This is a genomic window from Stutzerimonas sp. LR2, assembly GCF_055755175.1.
On record NZ_JBVTRR010000001.1, the window covers coordinates 967,659 to 986,107 of the forward strand.

General features: G+C 65.4%; 16 protein-coding genes. 9 read left to right on the forward strand and 7 right to left on the reverse strand.

Annotation, left to right across the window (positions count from 1 at the left end):
* Positions 1–28 precede the first annotated feature (28 nt).
* The 4 genes from ftsY to rpoH all read left to right on the forward strand — a co-directional run bounded on the left by ftsY (position 29) and on the right by rpoH (position 3,941).
* The gene (gene ftsY / locus ACVRRC_RS04505; RefSeq protein WP_125870616.1) at positions 29–1,291 is read left to right on the forward strand and encodes a signal recognition particle-docking protein FtsY; all 1,263 of its coding nucleotides are present in this window, start codon (positions 29–31) and stop codon (positions 1,289–1,291) included.
* Positions 1,288–1,956 carry a cell division ATP-binding protein FtsE gene (gene ftsE / locus ACVRRC_RS04510; RefSeq protein ID WP_011914996.1) on the forward strand — a complete coding sequence of 223 codons (669 nt, stop codon included), beginning with the start codon at positions 1,288–1,290 and terminating at the stop codon, positions 1,954–1,956. Before ftsY ends, ftsE begins: the two co-directional genes overlap by 4 nt.
* Positions 1,956–2,975, forward strand: a complete 1,020-nt coding sequence (gene ftsX / locus ACVRRC_RS04515; protein ID WP_472996670.1) for a permease-like cell division protein FtsX — start codon at positions 1,956–1,958, stop codon at positions 2,973–2,975. Before ftsE ends, ftsX begins: the two co-directional genes overlap by 1 nt.
* Positions 2,976–3,086: 111 nt before the next feature.
* The gene (gene rpoH, locus ACVRRC_RS04520; RefSeq protein ID WP_011914994.1) at positions 3,087–3,941 is read left to right on the forward strand and encodes an RNA polymerase sigma factor RpoH; all 855 of its coding nucleotides are present in this window, start codon (positions 3,087–3,089) and stop codon (positions 3,939–3,941) included.
* A 77-nt stretch (positions 3,942–4,018) separates the two neighbouring features.
* Here the strand turns inward: rpoH and ACVRRC_RS04525 are convergent, their stop codons facing one another.
* The 3 genes from ACVRRC_RS04525 to mtgA form a co-directional block, all read right to left on the reverse strand.
* Positions 4,019–6,580, reverse strand: coding sequence for a hybrid sensor histidine kinase/response regulator (locus ACVRRC_RS04525; RefSeq protein ID WP_061372866.1), 2,562 nt, complete (start codon positions 6,578–6,580; stop codon positions 4,019–4,021).
* 180 nt (positions 6,581–6,760) lie between these two features.
* Positions 6,761–8,689 carry a phosphodiesterase DibA gene (dibA, locus tag ACVRRC_RS04530; protein ID WP_181121028.1) on the reverse strand — a complete coding sequence of 643 codons (1,929 nt, stop codon included), beginning with the start codon at positions 8,687–8,689 and terminating at the stop codon, positions 6,761–6,763.
* 124 nt (positions 8,690–8,813) lie between these two features.
* A complete protein-coding gene (mtgA, locus tag ACVRRC_RS04535) occupies positions 8,814–9,542 on the reverse strand; it encodes a monofunctional biosynthetic peptidoglycan transglycosylase (protein WP_019405540.1) in 729 nt (242 codons plus the stop codon).
* Positions 9,543–9,609: 67 nt separating this feature from the next.
* Between mtgA and ACVRRC_RS04540 the strand changes: the two genes are divergently transcribed.
* From ACVRRC_RS04540 to ACVRRC_RS04560, 5 genes are all read left to right on the forward strand, one after another.
* Positions 9,610–9,984: a DUF423 domain-containing protein gene (locus tag ACVRRC_RS04540; protein ID WP_472996671.1), complete on the forward strand. Its 375-nt coding sequence runs from the start codon at positions 9,610–9,612 to the stop codon at positions 9,982–9,984.
* 87 nt (positions 9,985–10,071) lie between these two features.
* A complete protein-coding gene (gene thiS, locus ACVRRC_RS04545; protein WP_003282763.1) occupies positions 10,072–10,272 on the forward strand; it encodes a sulfur carrier protein ThiS in 201 nt (66 codons plus the stop codon).
* Between the two features lie 77 nt (positions 10,273–10,349).
* Positions 10,350–11,144 carry a thiazole synthase gene (locus ACVRRC_RS04550; protein ID WP_013984334.1) on the forward strand — a complete coding sequence of 265 codons (795 nt, stop codon included), beginning with the start codon at positions 10,350–10,352 and terminating at the stop codon, positions 11,142–11,144.
* Between the two features lie 64 nt (positions 11,145–11,208).
* Complete coding sequence (gene trmB, locus ACVRRC_RS04555) at positions 11,209–11,925, forward strand: tRNA (guanosine(46)-N7)-methyltransferase TrmB (RefSeq protein WP_003282761.1); 717 nt, start codon at positions 11,209–11,211, stop codon at positions 11,923–11,925.
* Positions 11,926–12,141: 216 nt separating this feature from the next.
* Entirely contained in the window at positions 12,142–13,479 is a 1,338-nt protein-coding gene (locus ACVRRC_RS04560) for a DUF1329 domain-containing protein (RefSeq protein ID WP_011914986.1), read from the forward strand.
* Between the two features lie 46 nt (positions 13,480–13,525).
* Here the strand turns inward: ACVRRC_RS04560 and arcC are convergent, their stop codons facing one another.
* The 4 genes from arcC to arcD all read right to left on the reverse strand — a co-directional run bounded on the left by arcC (position 13,526) and on the right by arcD (position 18,333).
* Positions 13,526–14,455, reverse strand: a complete 930-nt coding sequence (gene arcC / locus ACVRRC_RS04565) for a carbamate kinase (protein WP_011914985.1) — start codon at positions 14,453–14,455, stop codon at positions 13,526–13,528.
* Between the two features lie 40 nt (positions 14,456–14,495).
* A complete protein-coding gene (locus ACVRRC_RS04570) occupies positions 14,496–15,506 on the reverse strand; it encodes an ornithine carbamoyltransferase (protein ID WP_011914984.1) in 1,011 nt (336 codons plus the stop codon).
* Positions 15,507–15,557: 51 nt separating this feature from the next.
* On the reverse strand, positions 15,558–16,814 hold the full coding sequence (gene arcA, locus ACVRRC_RS04575; RefSeq protein ID WP_061372870.1) for an arginine deiminase: 1,257 nt from the start codon (positions 16,812–16,814) through the stop codon (positions 15,558–15,560).
* 91 nt (positions 16,815–16,905) lie between these two features.
* Positions 16,906–18,333 carry an arginine-ornithine antiporter gene (gene arcD, locus ACVRRC_RS04580; RefSeq protein ID WP_020305654.1) on the reverse strand — a complete coding sequence of 476 codons (1,428 nt, stop codon included), beginning with the start codon at positions 18,331–18,333 and terminating at the stop codon, positions 16,906–16,908.
* Between the last annotated feature and the right edge of the window lie 116 nt (positions 18,334–18,449).

Below are 18,449 nucleotides of genomic sequence, written 5' to 3' on the forward strand. Positions count from 1 at the left end.
GTTTCGCATCCTTGAGAATACCTTCTCCATGTTTGGTTCCAACGACGACAAGAAGACGCCGGCCGAGCCCGGCGAGAAGAAAGGCCTGTTCGGCTGGCTGCGCAAGAAGCCCCAGCCCGCTTCGGCAGAGCAGCCCGCCACCGAGCCTCAAGCGGACAGCGAACCGGTCGAGCAGACCGTGGCGAATGTCGAAACGCCTGCCGCCACGCCGCAGCACGAGGAGCCTCACGCCGTCGAGGCCGATCTGCAGCCGACCGAGGTGATCGAGTCGCCGCTGCTAGACCCTGTACCCGAACCCGAACCCGAACCCGAGCCGGTATCTGCCCCGGTCGTTGCGGCCACGTCGGAAGCGCCGGCCAAGCTCGGCTTCTTCGCTCGCCTGCGCCAGGGTCTGTCGAAGACCAGCGCCAGCATCGGCGAAGGCATGGCCAGCCTGTTCCTCGGCAAGAAGGCCATCGACGACGATCTGCTCGATGAACTGGAAACCCGCCTGCTGACCGCCGACGTCGGCGTCGAGGCGACCACCGCGATCATGCAGAACCTCACCCGGCGCGTCTCGCGCAAGGAGCTGGCCGACAGCGGCGCGCTCTACACCGCGCTGCAGGAGGAGCTCGTCGGCCTGCTCAAGCCGGTCGAGCAGCCGCTGGCGATCGATGCCAGCAAGCGTCCCTACGTGATCCTGGTGGTCGGCGTGAACGGCGTCGGCAAGACCACCACCATCGGCAAGCTGGCCAAGAAACTGCAACTCGACGGCAAGAAGGTCATGCTCGCCGCCGGTGACACCTTCCGCGCCGCAGCGGTGGAGCAGCTGCAGGTCTGGGGCGAGCGCAACGGCATCCCGGTGATCGCCCAGCACACCGGCGCGGATTCCGCCTCGGTGATCTTCGATGCCGTGCAGGCCGCCAAGGCACGCGGCATCGACGTGCTGATCGCCGACACCGCCGGCCGCCTGCACACCAAGGACAACCTGATGGAAGAGTTGAAGAAGGTCCGCCGGGTGATGGGCAAGCTCGACGAGTCGGCGCCACATGAGGTGCTGCTGGTGCTCGATGCCGGTACCGGACAGAACGCCATCAACCAGACCCGCCAGTTCAACCAGGCGGTCGAGCTGACCGGGCTTGCGCTGACCAAGCTCGACGGCACCGCCAAGGGCGGCGTGATCTTCGCCTTGGCCAAGCAGTTCGGCACGCCGATCCGCTACATCGGCGTAGGCGAAGGTATCGACGATCTGCGCACCTTCGAGGCCGATGCCTTCGTCAAGGCGCTGTTCGCTCAGCGGGAAGACGCATGATCCGTTTCGAACAGGTCGGCAAACGCTACCCCAACGGTCACGTCGGGCTGCACGAGCTGTCCTTCCAGGTCAGGCGTGGCGAGTTCCTCTTCGTCACCGGCCATTCCGGCGCTGGCAAAAGCACACTGCTGCGCCTGTTGCTGGCGATGGAGCGGCCCACCAGCGGCAAGCTGCTGCTGGCCGGGCAGGACCTGTCGCGCATCACCAATGCGCAGATTCCCTTTCTGCGCCGACAGATCGGCGTGGTGTTCCAGAACCACCAGTTGCTGTTCGATCGCACCGTATTCGACAACGTCGCCCTGCCGTTGCAGATCCTCGGGCTGAACAAGCGCGAGATCGGCCAACGGGTGATGACGGCGCTGGAGCGCGTCAGCCTCAAGGACAAGGCGCTGCAGTATCCGGCGGACCTTTCCACCGGTCAGCAGCAGCGTGTCGGCATCGCCCGTGCCGTGGTGCACCGTCCGGCCTTGCTGCTGGCGGACGAGCCCACCGGCAACCTCGATCCGCGCCTGGCCGCGGAGATCATGGGCGTGTTCGAAGACATCAACCGTCTGGGTACAACCGTGCTGATCGCCAGCCACGACCTGGCGCTGATCGCACGAATGCGCCATCGCATGCTGACCCTGCAGCGTGGTCGCCTGATCGGTGACGGAGAGGCCAGCTGATGAGCAACGAACGCAACGCCAAAACCAATCCAAGCACGGCCGAGCGCGTCGGTGGTTCGGTGAAGAAGCCGGAGCAGCCGCGTGGCGACGAGCCCGATTTCAAGACGCTGTTCCACGCCTGGCTCGAGAGCCATCGGGCGAGCCTGGTGGACAGCGTCGGGCGCCTACTCAAGCAGCCCATCGGCAGCTTCTTCACCTGTCTGGTGATGGCCGTGGCGCTGAGCCTGCCCATGGGGCTGGCGCTGCTGCTAGACAATGTCGAGCGGCTCGGCGGTTCCTGGCAGCGCGCTGCGCAGATCTCGCTGTTCATGCAGCTGGACGTCGACGCCGCCACCGGCGAGCGGCTGCGCGACCAGGTGGCCGGAATGCCGGACGTGGCCGAAGCCGACTGGATCAGTCGCGAGCAGGCGCTGGACGAGTTCCAGCAGCTATCCGGCCTCGGCGAGGCGCTCAAGGAACTGCCGGAGAACCCGCTGCCCGGCGTCATCCTGGTAACCCCGGACGAGGTGGACAAGGACAAGCTCGAGGCGCTGCGCCAGCAGCTGGCCGAGTTGCCCGGCGTGCAGCAGGCGCAGCTGGACCTGCTCTGGGTCGAGCGGCTGACGGCGATCCTCAAGCTCGGTGACCGCTTCGTCTTCGGCCTCACACTGTTGCTGGTGGCCACGCTGCTGCTGGTGATCGGCAACACCATTCGCCTGCACATCGAGAACCGCCGCACCGAGATCGAGGTGGTCAAGCTGGTCGGCGGTACCGACGGCTACGTGCGCCGCCCATTCCTCTACATGGGGGCCATCTACGGCCTCGGTGCGGGACTGATCGCCTGGCTGCTGCTGGCATACGGCCTCGGCTGGCTGAACGAGGCGGTGGTCAATCTGGCCGGCCTGTACGGCAGCGATTTCGGCCTGGAGGGCGTGCCGGCCGGCGATGCGCTGTCGCTGGTGATCGGTGCGGTGCTCCTTGGTTACATCGGCGCCTGGCTGGCTGTCGCACGGCACCTCAGCGAGCTTGCGCCAAGGTAAAAAGTCCTTTTAATACAATCCCTTAGCGGGTGTGTAGGGGAACTTTTCCACAGGCTTGCAGTCTCATGCGGCAATGCTAAACTGCTGCAGCTTCGTCATTGGAGGTACTGCATGACAACTACTCTGCAACCTGTTCAAGCGCTAGTCCCGGGAGCGAATCTCGAGGCCTACGTGCAGACCGTGAACAGCCTCCCGCTGCTCACCGTCGAGCAGGAGCGCGAGCTGGCCGAGCGCCTTTTCTATCATCAGGATCTCGAAGCGGCTCGGCAGATGGTGCTGGCGCACCTGCGTTTCGTCGTTCACATCGCTCGCAGCTATTCCGGCTACGGGCTGGCCCAGGCCGACCTGATCCAGGAAGGCAACGTCGGTCTGATGAAGGCGGTCAAGCGCTTCAACCCGGAGATGGGTGTACGGCTGGTGTCCTTCGCCGTGCACTGGATTCGCGCCGAAATCCACGAGTTCATCCTGCGCAACTGGCGCATCGTCAAGGTCGCCACCACCAAGGCGCAGCGCAAGCTGTTCTTCAACCTGCGCAGCCAGAAGAAGCGTCTGGCCTGGCTGAACAACGATGAGGTGACTGCGGTGGCCGACAGCCTTGGCGTCGAGCCGCATGAAGTGCGCGAGATGGAAAGCCGCCTGACCGGCCATGACATGGCCTTCGATCCGGCAGCCGATGCCGATGACGACAGCGCCTATCAGTCGCCGGCTCACTACCTGGAAGACCATCGCTACGATCCGGCGCGTCAGCTGGAAGATGCCGACTGGAGTGACAGCTCCACCTCCAGCCTGCACGCCGCCCTCGAGGGGCTGGACGAGCGTAGCCGCGACATCCTGCAGCAGCGCTGGCTGAACGAGGACAAGGCGACCCTGCACGACCTGGCGGCCAAGTACAACGTGTCGGCCGAGCGCATTCGTCAGCTGGAAAAGAACGCGATGAACAAGCTCAAGGGCTCGATCCAGGCCTGATGCCCTTCAGCAGAAATAGATCGCGGGATGCCGACGGCTCCCGCGATTTTTTTTTGCCTGTCATCTTCAGACTGTGATCACGGGCTGCCGGGACGGCGGTGCCCACGCGCTTTCTCGACCGCGGCCAGCAATTGCGCATTGGTGATCGGTTTGTGCAGCCAGACGATCTCTTCCGGGAACTGCGCGCGGTCGAACTGGTGGGCGGCGGAGATGACCACGATGGGCAGATCCTGCAGCACGGGCTTGTCTCGCAGTTCGGCGATCAACTGCATGCCGCTGCCATCAGGCAGGTGCAGGTCGAGGGTCATGGCTTCGTAATGCTCGCTGGCGAGCTTTTCCCTAGCCTGGTGCAGGCTCTGCACGCGGTCCGCGGCGTAACCGCCTTCGCGCAGCATCAGGTGCAACAGGCGGCCGGTGTCCGGCTCGTCCTCGACCACCAGGATGCGTGGCAGATCTTCGCCGCCGTCGGTCTCGGCCGAGGGCAGCTGGATCGGCAGCTCGCACCAGAAGGTCGTGCCCTGGCCCGGCTCGCAATCGAAGCCCACCGTGCCGCCCATGCGCTCGATCAGCTCCTTGGTAATGGCCAGACCCAGGCCGGTGCCGGATTTCTGCCGGCTGTCGGAGGCATCGGCCTGGGCGAATTTCTCGAACACCCGCGAGCGGAACGCTTCGGGAATACCCGGTCCCTGATCGGTGACGCTGATGCGCACGCGCTGGCCGCGCAGGCTGCTGTGGACGCGGATGTGACCACCCGCCGGAGTGAATTTGAAGGCGTTGGACAGGAAATTGCCGAGCACCTGCTGCAGGCGCATGCCATCCACCCAGACCCGCACGTCAGTGGCGTGCTCCAGGCTGCAGCGCACGCCGTGCTGATCGCATAGCGCCTGATTGCTCGCCAGGGATTCCTTGAGCAGCTCGCCGAGCGAGTGTTCGCGCAGTTCGAAGCTCATCTTGCCGGCGGCGATCTTCTCCATGTCCAGCAGGTCGTTGATCAGATGGCCCAGGCGCAGGCTGTTGCTGTAGGCGATTTCCAGCATCTGCTGCATGGACGGCGGCGCCTTGCCGAGCGCGCCACCGACGATCAGCCCCAGCGCCCCGCTGATCGAGGTCAGCGGTGTGCGTAGCTCGTGGCTGACGGTGGAGACGAAGTCGTTCTTCATCTGCTCGATGCGCTTGCGTTCGGTCAGGTCCATCAGCGTGCCGCTGATGCGCTGGGCCATGCCCTGCGGGTCGCGCTGGATGTAGCCGCGCAGCAGCACCGGCACGACATGGCCGTGCTTGTGCTGCAGGCGCAACTCGGTGGTGAAGTGGTCGACGTTGGCGAGCATCGTCTGCGCCAGTCTGGCTTTCTGCTGGGCAAGATCCTCGGCGACGGTCACCCGCTCCCACAGCTTGAGGTCGCAGGGCAGCTCGTTGGGGCGATAGCCGAGCATTTCCCACGCGCGGGGCGAGGCGTACATGCTGCCGGCTTCCAGGTCCAGGTCCCAGAGCCCGTCGTTGCTGCCCTTGAGCGCCAGCGACAGACGTTCCTCGCTCAGCCGCAGGTCGTGCCGGCTCTGCCGGATATGCCGCGTCATTTCCTCGGCCAGGGCCTGGGCGCGGCCGTGACGCAGCGCCAGTGACGAGGTGAGAAAGAACACCAGCAGGCTGAGGCCGAGGCCGAGGCCGAATACCAGCGCCTCGTTGGCATGGAAGCGATCCTCGAACTCGGGGCGACTGTCCATGCGCAGCGTCCAGGTCTGGCCGTACAGTTCGAGTCGCTGCAGCGCGCTGTAGCGCGCGCTGCCGGGAGCAGGTGCCTCGCGCGAGGCGTGCAGCAGATGCTCGGGTGCCTCGTCGGCGCTGGCGTAGATGTGCAGCGCCAGCGGCAGGTCGGCGGCGCGCAGGATACCGCGCATCAGGTCGTCGACCCGATAGGGGCTGTAGACGAAGCCGAGCAGCGCCTGCATGCGCTCGTCCGGCGTGCTTGTCGGCAGGTGCGGGCGATACACGGGCACATAGAGCAGCACCCCGGCCTGGACCGTGCCATGGGTCTCCTGTACCAGCGTCACCTTGCCGGTGATGCTGGTCTCGCCGAGCTGCGCCGCGCGCTGCATGGCCTGCTGACGTATCGGTTCGGCGTACATGTCGTAGCCGAAGGCCGCCAGGTTGCGCCCGCTGAACGGTTCCAGAAAGATGATCGAGGTGTACAGCTCGCGCTCGCCAGCTGGGTGGATGTCGTAATCGGCAAAGCCCTGGGAGCGGATGCGCGCCACATGGGCGGCTCGCTCAGCTGGACGGATGGCCTGGGTGAAGCCGACGCCCTGGATGCCCGGATAACGCTCGGCCAGGGCCAGTCGTTCGACGTACAGCCGCCATTGTTCGCGGCTGACCTGCTCCACCGCGTCGAACAGGCCGGCGCCGCCGAGCAGGATCTGTTCATGGTCGCGCAGGCGCTTGCGGATCGCCTCGGTGACCTTCTCGCCCAGCATCTGGAACTGCTCCTGGGCGGCCCGGTCCTCATTGGCGCGCAGGCTCTGCCAGACGACCAGCTGCACCAGCAGCGTGAACACCAGCATGCCCCAGGCGATACCGTTTCGCCGGGTGAAGAACTGGCGCAAGCCGCCAGGGGGACTGTGGTGAATCGATGGGTCGCTCATCATCTTCGCTGTGGTACGCGTGTTTACCCGATCTGCCGACCTTCGGCCGACGGGCGGGTCGCTGGTCGATCGGGCCGGGCGGCGCAACGCCTGCCGGTTTCGACCTGGGCTTTCGGAATGCGGTCCTTGACCGTTCTGTCAGCTTACCCCCGGTGATGGCCTATTGATATAAGCGCTTCGTCAGGGTCTCGACGAGCGGCAGCGCTGTCCGTAGTCGAGCGCGGTGGGCTGCCAGTCGATCTCGTCGGCCGGTCTCGGTCGGGCGAAACCGTAGCCCTGGCCATAGTCGCAGTTCTGCTCCAGAAGGAACGCCGCCTGGTCCGCAATCTCGATCCCCTCGGCAACCACTTTCAGGCCGAGGTTATGTGCCAGGCCGATCACCGAGCGGGTGATGGCGGCGTCTTCGCGGTCCGCCGGCAAGCCGCGGACGAAGCCCTGGTCGATCTTGAGCTTGTGCACGTTCATGCGCTTGAGACGCTGTAGCGAGGAATAACCGGTGCCGAAGTCGTCGATCGCCAGCTGAACGCCGAGGGCGCGCAGCCGTTGCAGCAGTTCCAGTGCACCGTCCGGGTCCTGCATGACGGCGCTTTCGGTGATTTCCAGCTCCAGATGGCGTGCTGCCAGCCCGCTGCTGGCCAGGACAGTGGCTATCTGCAGGTCGAGGTCGCCGTTGCCGAACAGCCGACTGGAAATGTTCACCGCGATGAAGCCGAGTGGGCGACCCTGGCCGAGCCATTCCCGGGCCTGGTGGCAGGCCTGCTGGAGAACCCAGTGGTCGATGGCGCTGATCAGCCCGGTCTCCTCGGCGATGGGGATGAACACGGCGGGCGAGATCAGGCCCTTCTCCGGGTGCTGCCAGCGCACCAGCGCCTCGAACCCGCTGATGCTGCCCTGGCGCAGGTCGTAGATCGGCTGGTAGTGCAGGCGCAGTTGCCCCTGCTCCAATGCCTGGCGCAATGCGGTGACCAGCTCCACGCGCTGGCGCGCCTGGCTGGTCAGCTCCTGAGAGTAGAAAGCGTAGGTGGAGCGGCCGCTGCTCTTGGCCTTGAACAGCGCCGAGTCGGCATTGCGCATCAGCTGCTCGACGTTCTGCACGTCGGTGGGGTAGGGGTAGAGCACGATGCCGATGCTGGCGCTGCTGAACAGCTCCCGCTCGCCGAGCCGGAAAGGCTCGTTCAGGCGATCGAGGATGCGTAGCGCCAGGGCGGTTGCCTTTTCCGCGCCGTAGTCCTCGCAGAGCAGGGCGAACTCGTCGCCGCCCAGGCGGCCGAGGGTCATGCCGCTCTCCAGCTGCTCGCTCAGGCGCGCGCTGACGGCCTGCAGCAGGGTGTCGCCGAGGTTGTGACCGAGGCTTTCGTTGATGTCCTTGAAGTGGTCGAGGTCGATCAGCAGCAGCGCGCCGCTGCGCTTGTTCGACCGGGCGCGTTCAAGGTCCTGCTTGGCGCGCTCGGTGAACAGCAGACGGTTCGGCAGGTTGACCAGCGGATCGAAATGCGCGAGCTGGTCGAGCTCCTCGCGGGAGCGCTTGAGGGCCGACAGATCGGAGAAAACCGCCACGTAGTGGCTGAGCTGTCCCTCGTTGTCGTAGATGCAGCGCAGATTCTGCCATTGCGGGTACACCTCGCCGTTCTTGCGCCGGTTCCAGATCTCTCCGCTCCAGACGCCATCGTCCTGCAGCGCCTGCCACATCTGCCGGTAGAAGGTGGCGTCATGCTTGCCGGAGGCGAAGAGCTTCGGTGTCTGGCCGAGCACTTCCTCGGTGCTGTATCCGGTGATCCGCGAGAACGCCGGGTTGACGTGCACGATGTGCTGTTGCGGGTCGGTGACCAGCACGCCTTCCTGGGTGCTGTCGAAAACCGCGGCGGCCTGCTTCAGGCTGGTTTCCTGCAGATGCTGGGCGCGCTGCTGCTCATCGAAGCGACGGACGTGCCGGCGACCGAGCACGAACAGCAGGGCGCTGGTGAGCGTCACGAACAGGGCGCCCTTGCCCATCTGCCAGGCCTGGCCGTCACCGCTCACCAGTTGGCCGAGCAGGGTGTCGCCGAGAAGGATCCACAGCATCGCCAGGCAGAAGTAGCCCAGGCTCAGCCGGACGAGAGAGGTGTTCATCGTTGCTCTTGGGTCCGATCGAATACTGCACAGTCAAACCCCATCGCACCATGGCGAGCGGGCGCTAGGTCATCAGGCACCGGTAGTGCTGCGTCCTGCTGCGCCGGTCGTGCTGCATGCCGGCTCACAGCCAGCTCGGCCACCATTCCGGGTGGTTCGGTTTGATTCGCTGCAAGTAATGGCTGCCACCGAGCTGGCGCATCTGCTGTCGAATCCAGGCCGCGCGATTGTTCACATAGCGGCTCGGTTTACCAGCGCTCCATTGTCGCGGGTTGGGCAGCACCGCGGCCAGCAGGCTGGCCTGGTGGGCCGACAGATAGGGCGCGCCGGTACCGAAGTGATGCTGCGCCGCCGCCTGCGCACCGAAGATGCCGTCGCCCCATTCGACGCTGTTGAGGTAGACCTCGAGAATGCGTTGCTTGGGCCACAGCAATTCGATCAGCGCGGTGAACCAGGCCTCCAGTCCCTTGCGCGGCCAGCTGCGCCCGGACCAGAGAAACAGGTTCTTGGCCACCTGCTGGCTCAGCGTGCTGGCGCCGCGCAGTGATCCGCCTCGCTCATTGTGGCTGAGGGCAGCGCGGATTGCAGCGACGTCAAAGCCCCAGTGGTCGGCGAATTTCTGGTCCTCGGCGGCAATCACGGCCATTTTCAGGTCGTCGGGCAGCTCGCGCCATGGCCGCCACTCGCGGGTCAGGTCGATCGCCTCGCCGGTGCGCCAGGATTCGATCTTGCGCTCGATCATCAACGCGGTGAAGGGCGGCGGCACCCAGCGCAGCAGCAGGACCAGCAGCACCGAAAGGGCGATCAGCCAGAGCAGCAGTTTGGACAGGCGCAGCAGCAGGTTTCGCAACATGGCACGTGGTCGTGGGCGAAAAGAGCGGGCATTATAGCGGCCGCTCAGGCCATCGACCGGAAAAGCAATGATTCGTAGCTATCTCGTGCTTGCCGCCCTGTTCGGTTTGACCGGCGTCGCCCTCGGCGCCTTCGCCTCCCACGGCTTGCGCAGCCAACTGAGTGCCGCCCATCTCGCGGTATTCCAGACCGGCGTGCAGTACCAGCTGATCCATGCCCTGGCGCTGCTCGGCGTCGCGCTGCTCGCGCTGCAACGCCCCGGCCGCCTGCTGAGCGCGGCGGGCGGCCTGTTCTTGGTCGGCATCCTGCTGTTCTCCGGCAGCCTCTATCTGCTCACGCTGACCGGGGTCGGCAAGCTCGGCATGATCACGCCCATAGGCGGCACCGCCTTTCTCGCGGGCTGGCTGTGTCTGGCGCTGGCGGGCTGGCGCATCCGCGGCTGAGCGGGACGAACGGCCGCGGGGTGCGCCTTGGTGCACCGGGTGGTTCGGGCTAGAATGCCGTCCCCTTTCGCAATGGCAGCGAACAGCATGCAGATTCAACTGAACGGCGAACCCTACGAGCTGCCAGCCGGCCAGACGGTGGCCGACCTGCTGGCGCGCCTGGAACTGACCGGTCGCCGCCTGGCCGTCGAGCTCAATCGCGATATCGTGCCGCGCAGCGCGCACGCCAGCACCGCGCTCAGCGAAGGTGACCAGGTCGAAGTGGTGCACGCCATCGGCGGCGGTTAACCGCACCCGCTCATCCGAATGACGCCGCCTCTGCGGCGCCCACAGCCCGCAGCAACACGTCCGAACGAGGATTTCCCATGCGCCCAGTTCCGAACGACAAGCCTTTCACCCTGGCCGGTCGCACCTATCAATCGCGCCTGCTGGTCGGCACCGGCAAGTACAAGGACCTTGAAGAGACGCGCGCGGCCATCGAGGCCTCGGGTGCCGAGATCGTCACCGTTGCGGTACGCCGCACCAACATCGGCCAGAACCCGGGTGAGCCGAACCTGCTCGACGTGATCAGCCCGGAGCGTTACACCATCCTGCCGAACACCGCCGGCTGCTTCACCGCCGAGGATGCGGTACGCACCTGCCGCCTGGCCAGGGAGCTGCTCGACGGCCACAAGCTGGTCAAGCTGGAAGTGCTGGCCGACCAGAAGACCCTGTTCCCCAACGTGATCGAGACCCTCAAGGCCGCCGACGTGCTGGTCAAGGACGGCTTCGACGTGATGGTCTACACCAGCGACGACCCGATCATCGCGCGCCAGCTGGCCGAGATGGGCTGCATCGCGGTGATGCCGCTGGCCGGCCTGATCGGCACCGGTCTGGGCATCTGCAACCCATACAACCTGCGCATCATCCTCGAGGAGGCGACCGTTCCCGTGCTGGTCGACGCCGGTGTCGGCACCGCTTCCGACGCCACCATCGCCATGGAGCTCGGCTGCGAGGCGGTGCTGATGAACAGCGCCATCGCCCATGCGCAGAATCCGGTGCTGATGGCCGAAGCCATGAAGTACGCCATCGAGGCCGGCCGCCTGGCCTACCTGGCCGGTCGCATGCCGAAGAAGCTCTATGCCAGTGCCTCCTCGCCGCTGGAAGGGCTGATTCGCTGACACCTTTCGTGGCCGGCCTCGACGCTTCGTCGGGGCCGGCTTTTTTATACCTTGCAGGCAGACCATGACTGAGCAGAACCCCGCGGCCGAAGAGCAGCAAACCGAGCACCGCCGCACCATCAAGAGTTTCGTGATGCGCGCCGGGCGCATGACCGAAGGCCAGCAGCGCGGCCTGGAGCAGGGCTGGCCGAAGTATGGCCTGGAGCTTGCCGATGGCCTGCGCGATTTCGATGAGGTGTTCGGCCGCAGCGCGCCGCGGACCTTCGAGATCGGCTTCGGCATGGGCCACTCGACGCTGGAAATGGCCGCCGCGGCGCCGGAGCAGGATTTCATCGGCGTGGAAGTGCATAAACCGGGCGTCGGCGCGTTGCTGAGCGGACTTGTGTCACAGAAACTGACTAACGTCCGGGTCTACAGTTGCGACGCCCTGGAGGTGCTGCGTGACTGCGTGGCCGACGCCAGCCTGGACCGCGTGCTGCTGTTCTTCCCGGACCCCTGGCACAAGAGCCGTCACCACAAGCGCCGCATCGTGCAGCCGGCCTTCGCCGAGCTGGTGCGGCGCAAGCTGAAGGTCGGCGGCGTGCTGCACATGGCCACCGACTGGGAACCCTATGCCGAACACATGCTCGAGGTGATGAATGTCGCCCCGGGCTACCGCAACCTGGCGCAAGACGGACGCTGCGTGCCACGCCCGACGGAGCGCCCGGTGACCAAGTTCGAACGCCGCGGCGAGCGGCTCGGCCATGGCGTCTGGGACCTGAAGTTCCAGCGCATCGACTGAGCGAGGCCAGACAAGCGACACCCGAGACGCCGCGCCGCCGCCTGGCCTGCCTGCCAGCCTACGCGATCGCTCGCCGGATCCAATCGAAGAGCCGCAACAGCGGCCAGGGAAGAGTGCCTGCCAGGACGGCATGCCTGCCCATACCAGACAACAAATGCAATGCCGTCAGCCGGGCATGGCCATGCCCTGCGTCGCGCATAATTGGGGGAGTAGACGATGTACGGAAAGATTGGAATTCTGTTGTTGGCGGCCTGTGCCGCTGTGCAGGCACAGGCCAAGGTGGACAGCACCCAGGCCGCGCGGTTGGGACAGGACCTGACGCCGCTGGGGGCGGAGCGGGCGGGCAATGCCGCCGGCACCATTCCGGCCTGGACCGGTGGCGTCCAGGCACCGGCCGGCTACGAGCCGGGCATGCATCATCCCGACCCGTTTGCCGGAGATTCGCTGCTGTACCGGGTCGATCGCAACAATCTGAAGGAACATGAAAACCAGCTTCCCGAAGGCATGAAGGCGCTGCTGGAGCGCTATCCGGACTACCACCTGCGCGTATTCCCGACCCGCCGCAGCGCTGCGGTACCGCAGCGGATCTACGATGCCACTCGTTTCAATGCCGTCAGTGCCGAGCTGATCGCCAACGGCAACGGCATCCAGGGTGCGGCGGCCGGGATTCCCTTCCCGATCCCGCAGAGCGGCATTGAGGTCATCTGGAACCACATCCTGCATTACAAGGGTGACCAGAGCCACATGATCAACAACCAGGCGGTGGTGATCGGTGGCCGGGCCAACTACATCAAGCGCGACCGGCACGTGTACTACGTCTACAACCGCGAGGGGATGACCTACGCCGATCTGGACAACACCGTGCTGTACTACAAGTACCGCGTCACCGCGCCAGCCAAGCTCTCCGGCACCGCGCTGGTCGTGCAGGACCCGATCGACCAGGTACTGACCACCCGGAAGGCGTGGCGCTACAGCCCGGACGATCGTCGCGTGCGCCGCCTGCCTTCGCTGGCCTACGACTCCCTGCAGCCTGACACCAGTGGCCTGGCCACGGCCGATGTGGTGGACTCGTTCAACGGCGCCCCGGATCGCTACGACTGGGAACTGCTCGGCAAGCGCGAAATGCTCATGCCCTACAACAGCTACGCCGTGCACCAGAAGGGCATTTCCTACGACACCATCGTCCAGCCGCGCACGCTCAACCCCGACCTGCTGCGCTACGAGCTGCACCGCGTCTGGGTGGTCGAAGCCACGCTGCGCAAGGGCTTCAGCCATCTCTACGACAAGCGCCGCTTCTATATCGACGAGGACAGCTGGGCGATCCTGGCAGTCGATCTGTATGACGAGAAGGGGCAGCTGATCGGCCTGCAGGAAAGCCATCCGATCAGCTATTACGACGTGCCGATGTTCAACAGCACGCTGGAGACGCTCTACCACCTCAAGGATGGCAACTACTTCGTCGACGGCCTGGACAACAACGAGCCGATGTACGATTTCAACGTGAAGCTCGGCCCACGCGATTTCTCGCCGCAGGCGCTGCGTCGCGGCAACTGAGGATCACCGGGGTAAAAGAAGGGCGCCACGGGCGCCCTTTGTTTTTTCACGCCTGGCACAGGCCTGCGGCCGCCAGGCTGACGCGGGTACCGGCTGCGCCGCGGACAATGGCCTCGATCTGTTCGAGCGAGCCGATCACCGCGACCTTGCCGGTATTGCGTGCGAACTGGCAGGCCGCTTCGATCTTCGGTCCCATGGAGCCGGCAGCGAAACCCAGGCCTTGCAGTCGGTCTGGGTGGGCTTCGGCGATCCGCCGCTGCTGCGGGGTGCCCCAGTCCAGGTAGGCGCCGTCGACATCGGTCGCGATCACCAGCAGGTCGGCGGCGAGCTGCTCGGCCAGCAGCGCTGAACACAGGTCCTTGTCGATCACCGCCTCGACCCCTTGCAGCCGTCCGTGCTGGTCGTAGACGGTCGGAATGCCACCGCCGCCGGCACAGATCACCACGCTGCCCTTCTCCAGCAGCCAGCTGATCGGCCTGATCTCGAAGATCCGCTTCGGCCGCGGGCTGGGCACCACGCGGCGGAAATGGTCGCCGTCCGGCGCAATGCTCCAGCCCCGTTGTTCGGCCAGACGCTGTGCCTCTTCGCGTCCGTAGACCGGGCCGATCGGTTTGCTTGGCGCCTGGAAGGCCGGATCCTGTGGATCCACTTCGACCTGTGTCAGCAGGGTGGCGAAGGGCACCTCGAATGGCAGCACATTGCCCAGCTCCTGCTCGATGATGTAGCCGATCATGCCCTCGGTTTCGGCCCCCAAGACGTCCAGCGGATAGCTGGGTACGTCCTTGTAGGCGGCCCCCTGCAGGGCCAGTAGCCCGACCTGCGGGCCGTTGCCGTGGGCCACCACCAGTTCGTTGCCCGGTGCGATCCGCGCGATCTGTGCGCAGGCCCGGCGGATGTTCTCTCGCTGATTCTCGGCGCTCAGCGGCTCCCCTCGGCGAAGCAGGGCATTGCCGCCCAGCGCAATGACGATGCGCATGTCGGTTTCTCCAGGGCGCCCATCACGGGCGCCGGTCACGTCAGATGTCGGCGAGGGTGGAGACCAGGATCGCCTTGATGGTGTGCATGCGGTTCTCCGCCTGCTCGAAGGCAATGCAGGCCGGGGATTCGAACACCTCCTCGGTGACCTCGATACCGTTGGCCAGGTGCGGATAGCGCGTGGCGATCTCCTTGCCGACCTTGGTCTCGCTGTTGTGGAACGCCGGCAGGCAATGCATGAACTTCACCCGCGGATTGTTGCTCGCCTGCATCAGCGCCGCGTTCACCTGGTAGGGCAGCAGCTGCTGGATGCGCTCGGCCCAGGCGTCCATCGGCTCGCCCATCGAGACCCAGACGTCGGTGTGGATGAAGTCGACGCCTTGCACCGCCGCCTGCGTATCCTCGGTGAGCAGCAGGCGCGCACCGCTCTGCGCGGCGAATTCCTCGCAGGCCTTGACGTGTTGCTCGCTGGGCCAAAGGGCACGTGGCGCGGCGATGCGTACATCCATGCCCAGCTTGGCGCCGATCAGCAGCAGGGAATTGCCCATGTTGTTGCGCGCATCGCCCAGATAGGCGTAGCTGATCTGGTGCAGCGGCTTGTCGCTGTGCTCGCGCATGGTCATGACGTCGGCGATCATCTGCGTCGGATGATATTCGTCGGTCAGGCCATTGTAGACCGGCACGCCGGCGTAGCGCGCCAGCTCCTCGACGATCTCCTGCTTGAAGCCACGGTATTCGATGGCGTCGTACAGCCGTCCGAGCACCCGCGCGGTGTCCTTCATGCTTTCCTTGTGGCCGATCTGCGAGGAGTTGGGGTCGATGTAGGTGACGTTGGCGCCCTGATCGTAGGCGGCCACCTCGAAGGCGCAGCGGGTCCGCGTGGAGGTCTTCTCGAAGATCAGCGCGATGTTCTTGCCCTTGAGATGCTGGCGCTCGGTACCGCTGTACTTGGCGCGCTTGAGGTCGCGGGAGAGATCGAGCAGGTACTGCAGTTCGCGCTCGCTGTGGTGCATCAGGCTGAGCAGGCTGCGGTTGTGAATGTTGAAGGCCATGGGGTGAGTCCTCCGCAATGTCGGTTTGCCGGGGTGGGCCCGGCGCGGTGATCAGTAGTCGAGCGCGTCGCGCGCGATCGGGCAGGTCATGCAGTGGCCGCCGCCGCGACCACGGCCCAGTTCGCTGGCGCTGATGGTGATGACTTCCACCCCGGCCTTGCGCAGCTGTGTGTTGGTGAAGGTGTTGCGGTCGTAGCCGATGACCACCCCGGGTTCAAGGGCGACCACGTTGTTGCCGTCGTCCCACTGCTCGCGCTCCACCTCGTAGCTGTCGCCGCCGGTTTCCACCACCCGCAGGGCGGGCAGGCCGAGGGCTTCGGCGACCACCTGGAGGAAGCTGGCCTTTTCCCGGCGCAGCTCGATGCCGCCGGGTTTGCTTTCGTCGGGGCGCAGGCTGAACGCGACGATGCCGTGCACCACGTCGGGGTAGATGGTCACCAGGTCGCGATCGCAGAAGCTGAACACCGTATCCAGGTGCATCGCCGAGCGGGAACGCGGCAGGCCGGCGACGATCACGCGCTCGGCCGCGCCGTGGCGGAACAGCGACTGCGCCAACTGGCCGATGGCCTGCCGCGAGCTGCGTTCGCCCATGCCGACCAGCACCACGCCCTTGCCGATCGGCATCACGTCGCCGCCTTCGAGCGTGGCCAGACCGTGGTCGAGCTCGGGGTCGCCGTACCAGACCTTGAAGTCCTGGCCGGCGAACTGCGGATGGAAGCGGTAGATCGCGGCCGCGAGCAGGGTTTCCTGGCGGCGCGCGGTCCAGTGCATCGGGTTGAGCGATACACCGCCGTAGATCCAGCAGCTGGTGTCGCGGGTGAACAGGGTGTTGGGCAGCGGCGGCAGGATGAAGCTCGAGTGGCCCAGATAGTCGCGGAACAGGCTGACGATTTCGCCGCTGCGGGTGCCCGGAATGTCGCTGCCGGACACCCCTCCGATCAGGAATTCGGCAAGTTGCCGGGGTTGCTGTTCTTCGAGCCAGCTACGTACCTCGTCCTGCAGGCCTATGCCGACCTGGTTGGCGGTGATCTTGCGGTCGAGAATCCACTTCAGCGCCACCGGATTGCTCACCGTCTCGGTCAGCAGGTTGTGCATTTCCAGCACCTCGACGCCGCGCTCGCGCATCTTGGTGACGAAGTCGAAATGATCACGCTTGGCCTGGTTGACCCAGAGCACGTCGTCGAACAGCAGCTCGTCGCAGTTGCTCGGCGTCAGGCGCTGGTGGGCGAGGCCGGGCGAGCAGACCATCACCTTGCGCAGCTTGCCCGCCTCGGAATGGACGCCCAGTTTCGTTGGTTGCTGAGTCATGGCATTTGCCTCCGTCAGTCATTGCACCGGTAGGTGCAGAGTGGCTCGCCGCCGCTTGTGGCTTTGGCGAGAGAGGGCGCCGGGGCGCCGGTCAGAGGGACAGGAAACCGTCGTAGAGGCCGTAGGCCGCGATCGCCGCCCCGATGAGCACGGCGGCGAAGATCAGCTTCTCGATGCCGCTGAATACCGGCTGCCCCAGTTCGCGCTTGGCCTTGGCGAAGAACAGTGCCCCCGGCGCATAGAGCAGCGCCGACAACAGCAGGTACTGGATGCCACCGGCATAGACCAGCCACACGGCATACAGCGTAGCGACGGCGGCGATCAGCGTGTCCTTGCGCCGTTCACCCGCGGCGTTCGCGTATCCCTCGCCGCGAACCCCGAGCAGCAATGCATAGGCCGCCGACCAGAAGTACGGCACCAGGATCATCGAGGTGGCGAGGTAGAGCAGGCTGAGATAGGTGGAGGCGTTGAACAGGGTGATGATCAGGAACAGCTGGATCAGCCCGTTGGACAGCCACAGCGCATTGACCGGAACGTGGCGGGCATTTTCCTTGCGCAGGAAGCTCGGCATGGTGTGGTCACGGGCGGCGGCGAAGAGAATCTCGGCACACAGAAGGGTCCAGGACAGCAGGGCACCGGCCAGCGAAACCACCAGGCCGACGCTGATCAGCACCGCGCCCCAGCGACCGACCACCTGCTCCAGCACGCCCGCCATGGAAGGGTTCTTCAGACCCGCCAGCTCGGCCTGGCTCATGATGCCCATCGACAGGATGTTCACCAGCACCAGCAGCGCGAGCACGCTATAGAAGCCGATGACCGTGGCGCGCCCGACGTCGCTACGGCGCTCGGCGCGCGCCGAGAACACGTTGGCGCCCTCGATACCGATGAACACCCACACCGTCACCAGCATCATGTTGCGTACCTGCTGCATCACGCTGCCCAGCTCCGGGTTGCCACGGCCCCAGAAGTCGGCAGTGAACACGTCCAGGCGGAAGGCCACCGCGGTGATCACGATGAACAGGATCAACGGCACGATCTTGGCGATGGTGGTGACCAGGTTGACGAACGCCGCCTCGCGGATACCGCGCAGGACGAGGAAATGCACGCCCCAGAGCACCAGCGAGGCGCCGATCACCGCCGGCAGGGTATTGCCCTCGCCGAACATCGGAACGAAGTAGCCCAGCGTGCTGAACAGCAGCACGAAGTAGCTGACGTTGCCGATCCAGGCGCTGATCCAGTAGCCCCAGGCGGAGGAGAAGCCCATGTAGTCGCCGAAACCGGCCTTGGCATAGGCGTAGACACCGGCGTCGAGTTCCGGCTTGCGGTTGGCCAGGCTCTGGAACACGAAGGCCAGAGTCAGCATGCCCACGGCAGTGATTGCCCAGCCGATCAGGATGGCGCCGGCGCTGGCACTGGCCGCCATGTTCTGCGGCAGGGAAAAGATTCCGCCGCCTATCATCGAACCCATCACCAGCGCCACCAGCGCGCTGAGTTTCAGTTGCTTCGAGGTCGTGGCCATTACCCTGTCTCCTTTCAAGACCGTGCGTAGCGGGACCATTGAATGCCTGCCAGTGCGTTGCGGTCATGACAGACGTCAAGAAAGTGTGGGAGTGATGGTGCAAGGATGCCTTTGGC

What these genes read in the sequence shown, in the direction of transcription:
- ftsY (WP_125870616.1), top strand. Translation starts at nt 29, where the DNA reads ATGTTTGGTTCCAACGACGACAAGAAGACGCCGGCCGAGCCCGGCGAG.
- ftsE (WP_011914996.1), top strand. Translation starts at nt 1,288, where the DNA reads ATGATCCGTTTCGAACAGGTCGGCAAACGCTACCCCAACGGTCACGTC.
- ftsX (WP_472996670.1), top strand. Translation starts at nt 1,956, where the DNA reads ATGAGCAACGAACGCAACGCCAAAACCAATCCAAGCACGGCCGAGCGC.
- rpoH (WP_011914994.1), top strand. Translation starts at nt 3,087, where the DNA reads ATGACAACTACTCTGCAACCTGTTCAAGCGCTAGTCCCGGGAGCGAAT.
- ACVRRC_RS04525 (WP_061372866.1), bottom strand. Translation starts at nt 6,580, where the DNA reads ATGAGCGACCCATCGATTCACCACAGTCCCCCTGGCGGCTTGCGCCAG.
- dibA (WP_181121028.1), bottom strand. Translation starts at nt 8,689, where the DNA reads ATGAACACCTCTCTCGTCCGGCTGAGCCTGGGCTACTTCTGCCTGGCG.
- mtgA (WP_019405540.1), bottom strand. Translation starts at nt 9,542, where the DNA reads ATGTTGCGAAACCTGCTGCTGCGCCTGTCCAAACTGCTGCTCTGGCTG.
- ACVRRC_RS04540 (WP_472996671.1), top strand. Translation starts at nt 9,610, where the DNA reads ATGATTCGTAGCTATCTCGTGCTTGCCGCCCTGTTCGGTTTGACCGGC.
- thiS (WP_003282763.1), top strand. Translation starts at nt 10,072, where the DNA reads ATGCAGATTCAACTGAACGGCGAACCCTACGAGCTGCCAGCCGGCCAG.
- ACVRRC_RS04550 (WP_013984334.1), top strand. Translation starts at nt 10,350, where the DNA reads ATGCGCCCAGTTCCGAACGACAAGCCTTTCACCCTGGCCGGTCGCACC.
- trmB (WP_003282761.1), top strand. Translation starts at nt 11,209, where the DNA reads ATGACTGAGCAGAACCCCGCGGCCGAAGAGCAGCAAACCGAGCACCGC.
- ACVRRC_RS04560 (WP_011914986.1), top strand. Translation starts at nt 12,142, where the DNA reads ATGTACGGAAAGATTGGAATTCTGTTGTTGGCGGCCTGTGCCGCTGTG.
- arcC (WP_011914985.1), bottom strand. Translation starts at nt 14,455, where the DNA reads ATGCGCATCGTCATTGCGCTGGGCGGCAATGCCCTGCTTCGCCGAGGG.
- ACVRRC_RS04570 (WP_011914984.1), bottom strand. Translation starts at nt 15,506, where the DNA reads ATGGCCTTCAACATTCACAACCGCAGCCTGCTCAGCCTGATGCACCAC.
- arcA (WP_061372870.1), bottom strand. Translation starts at nt 16,814, where the DNA reads ATGACTCAGCAACCAACGAAACTGGGCGTCCATTCCGAGGCGGGCAAG.
- arcD (WP_020305654.1), bottom strand. Translation starts at nt 18,333, where the DNA reads ATGGCCACGACCTCGAAGCAACTGAAACTCAGCGCGCTGGTGGCGCTG.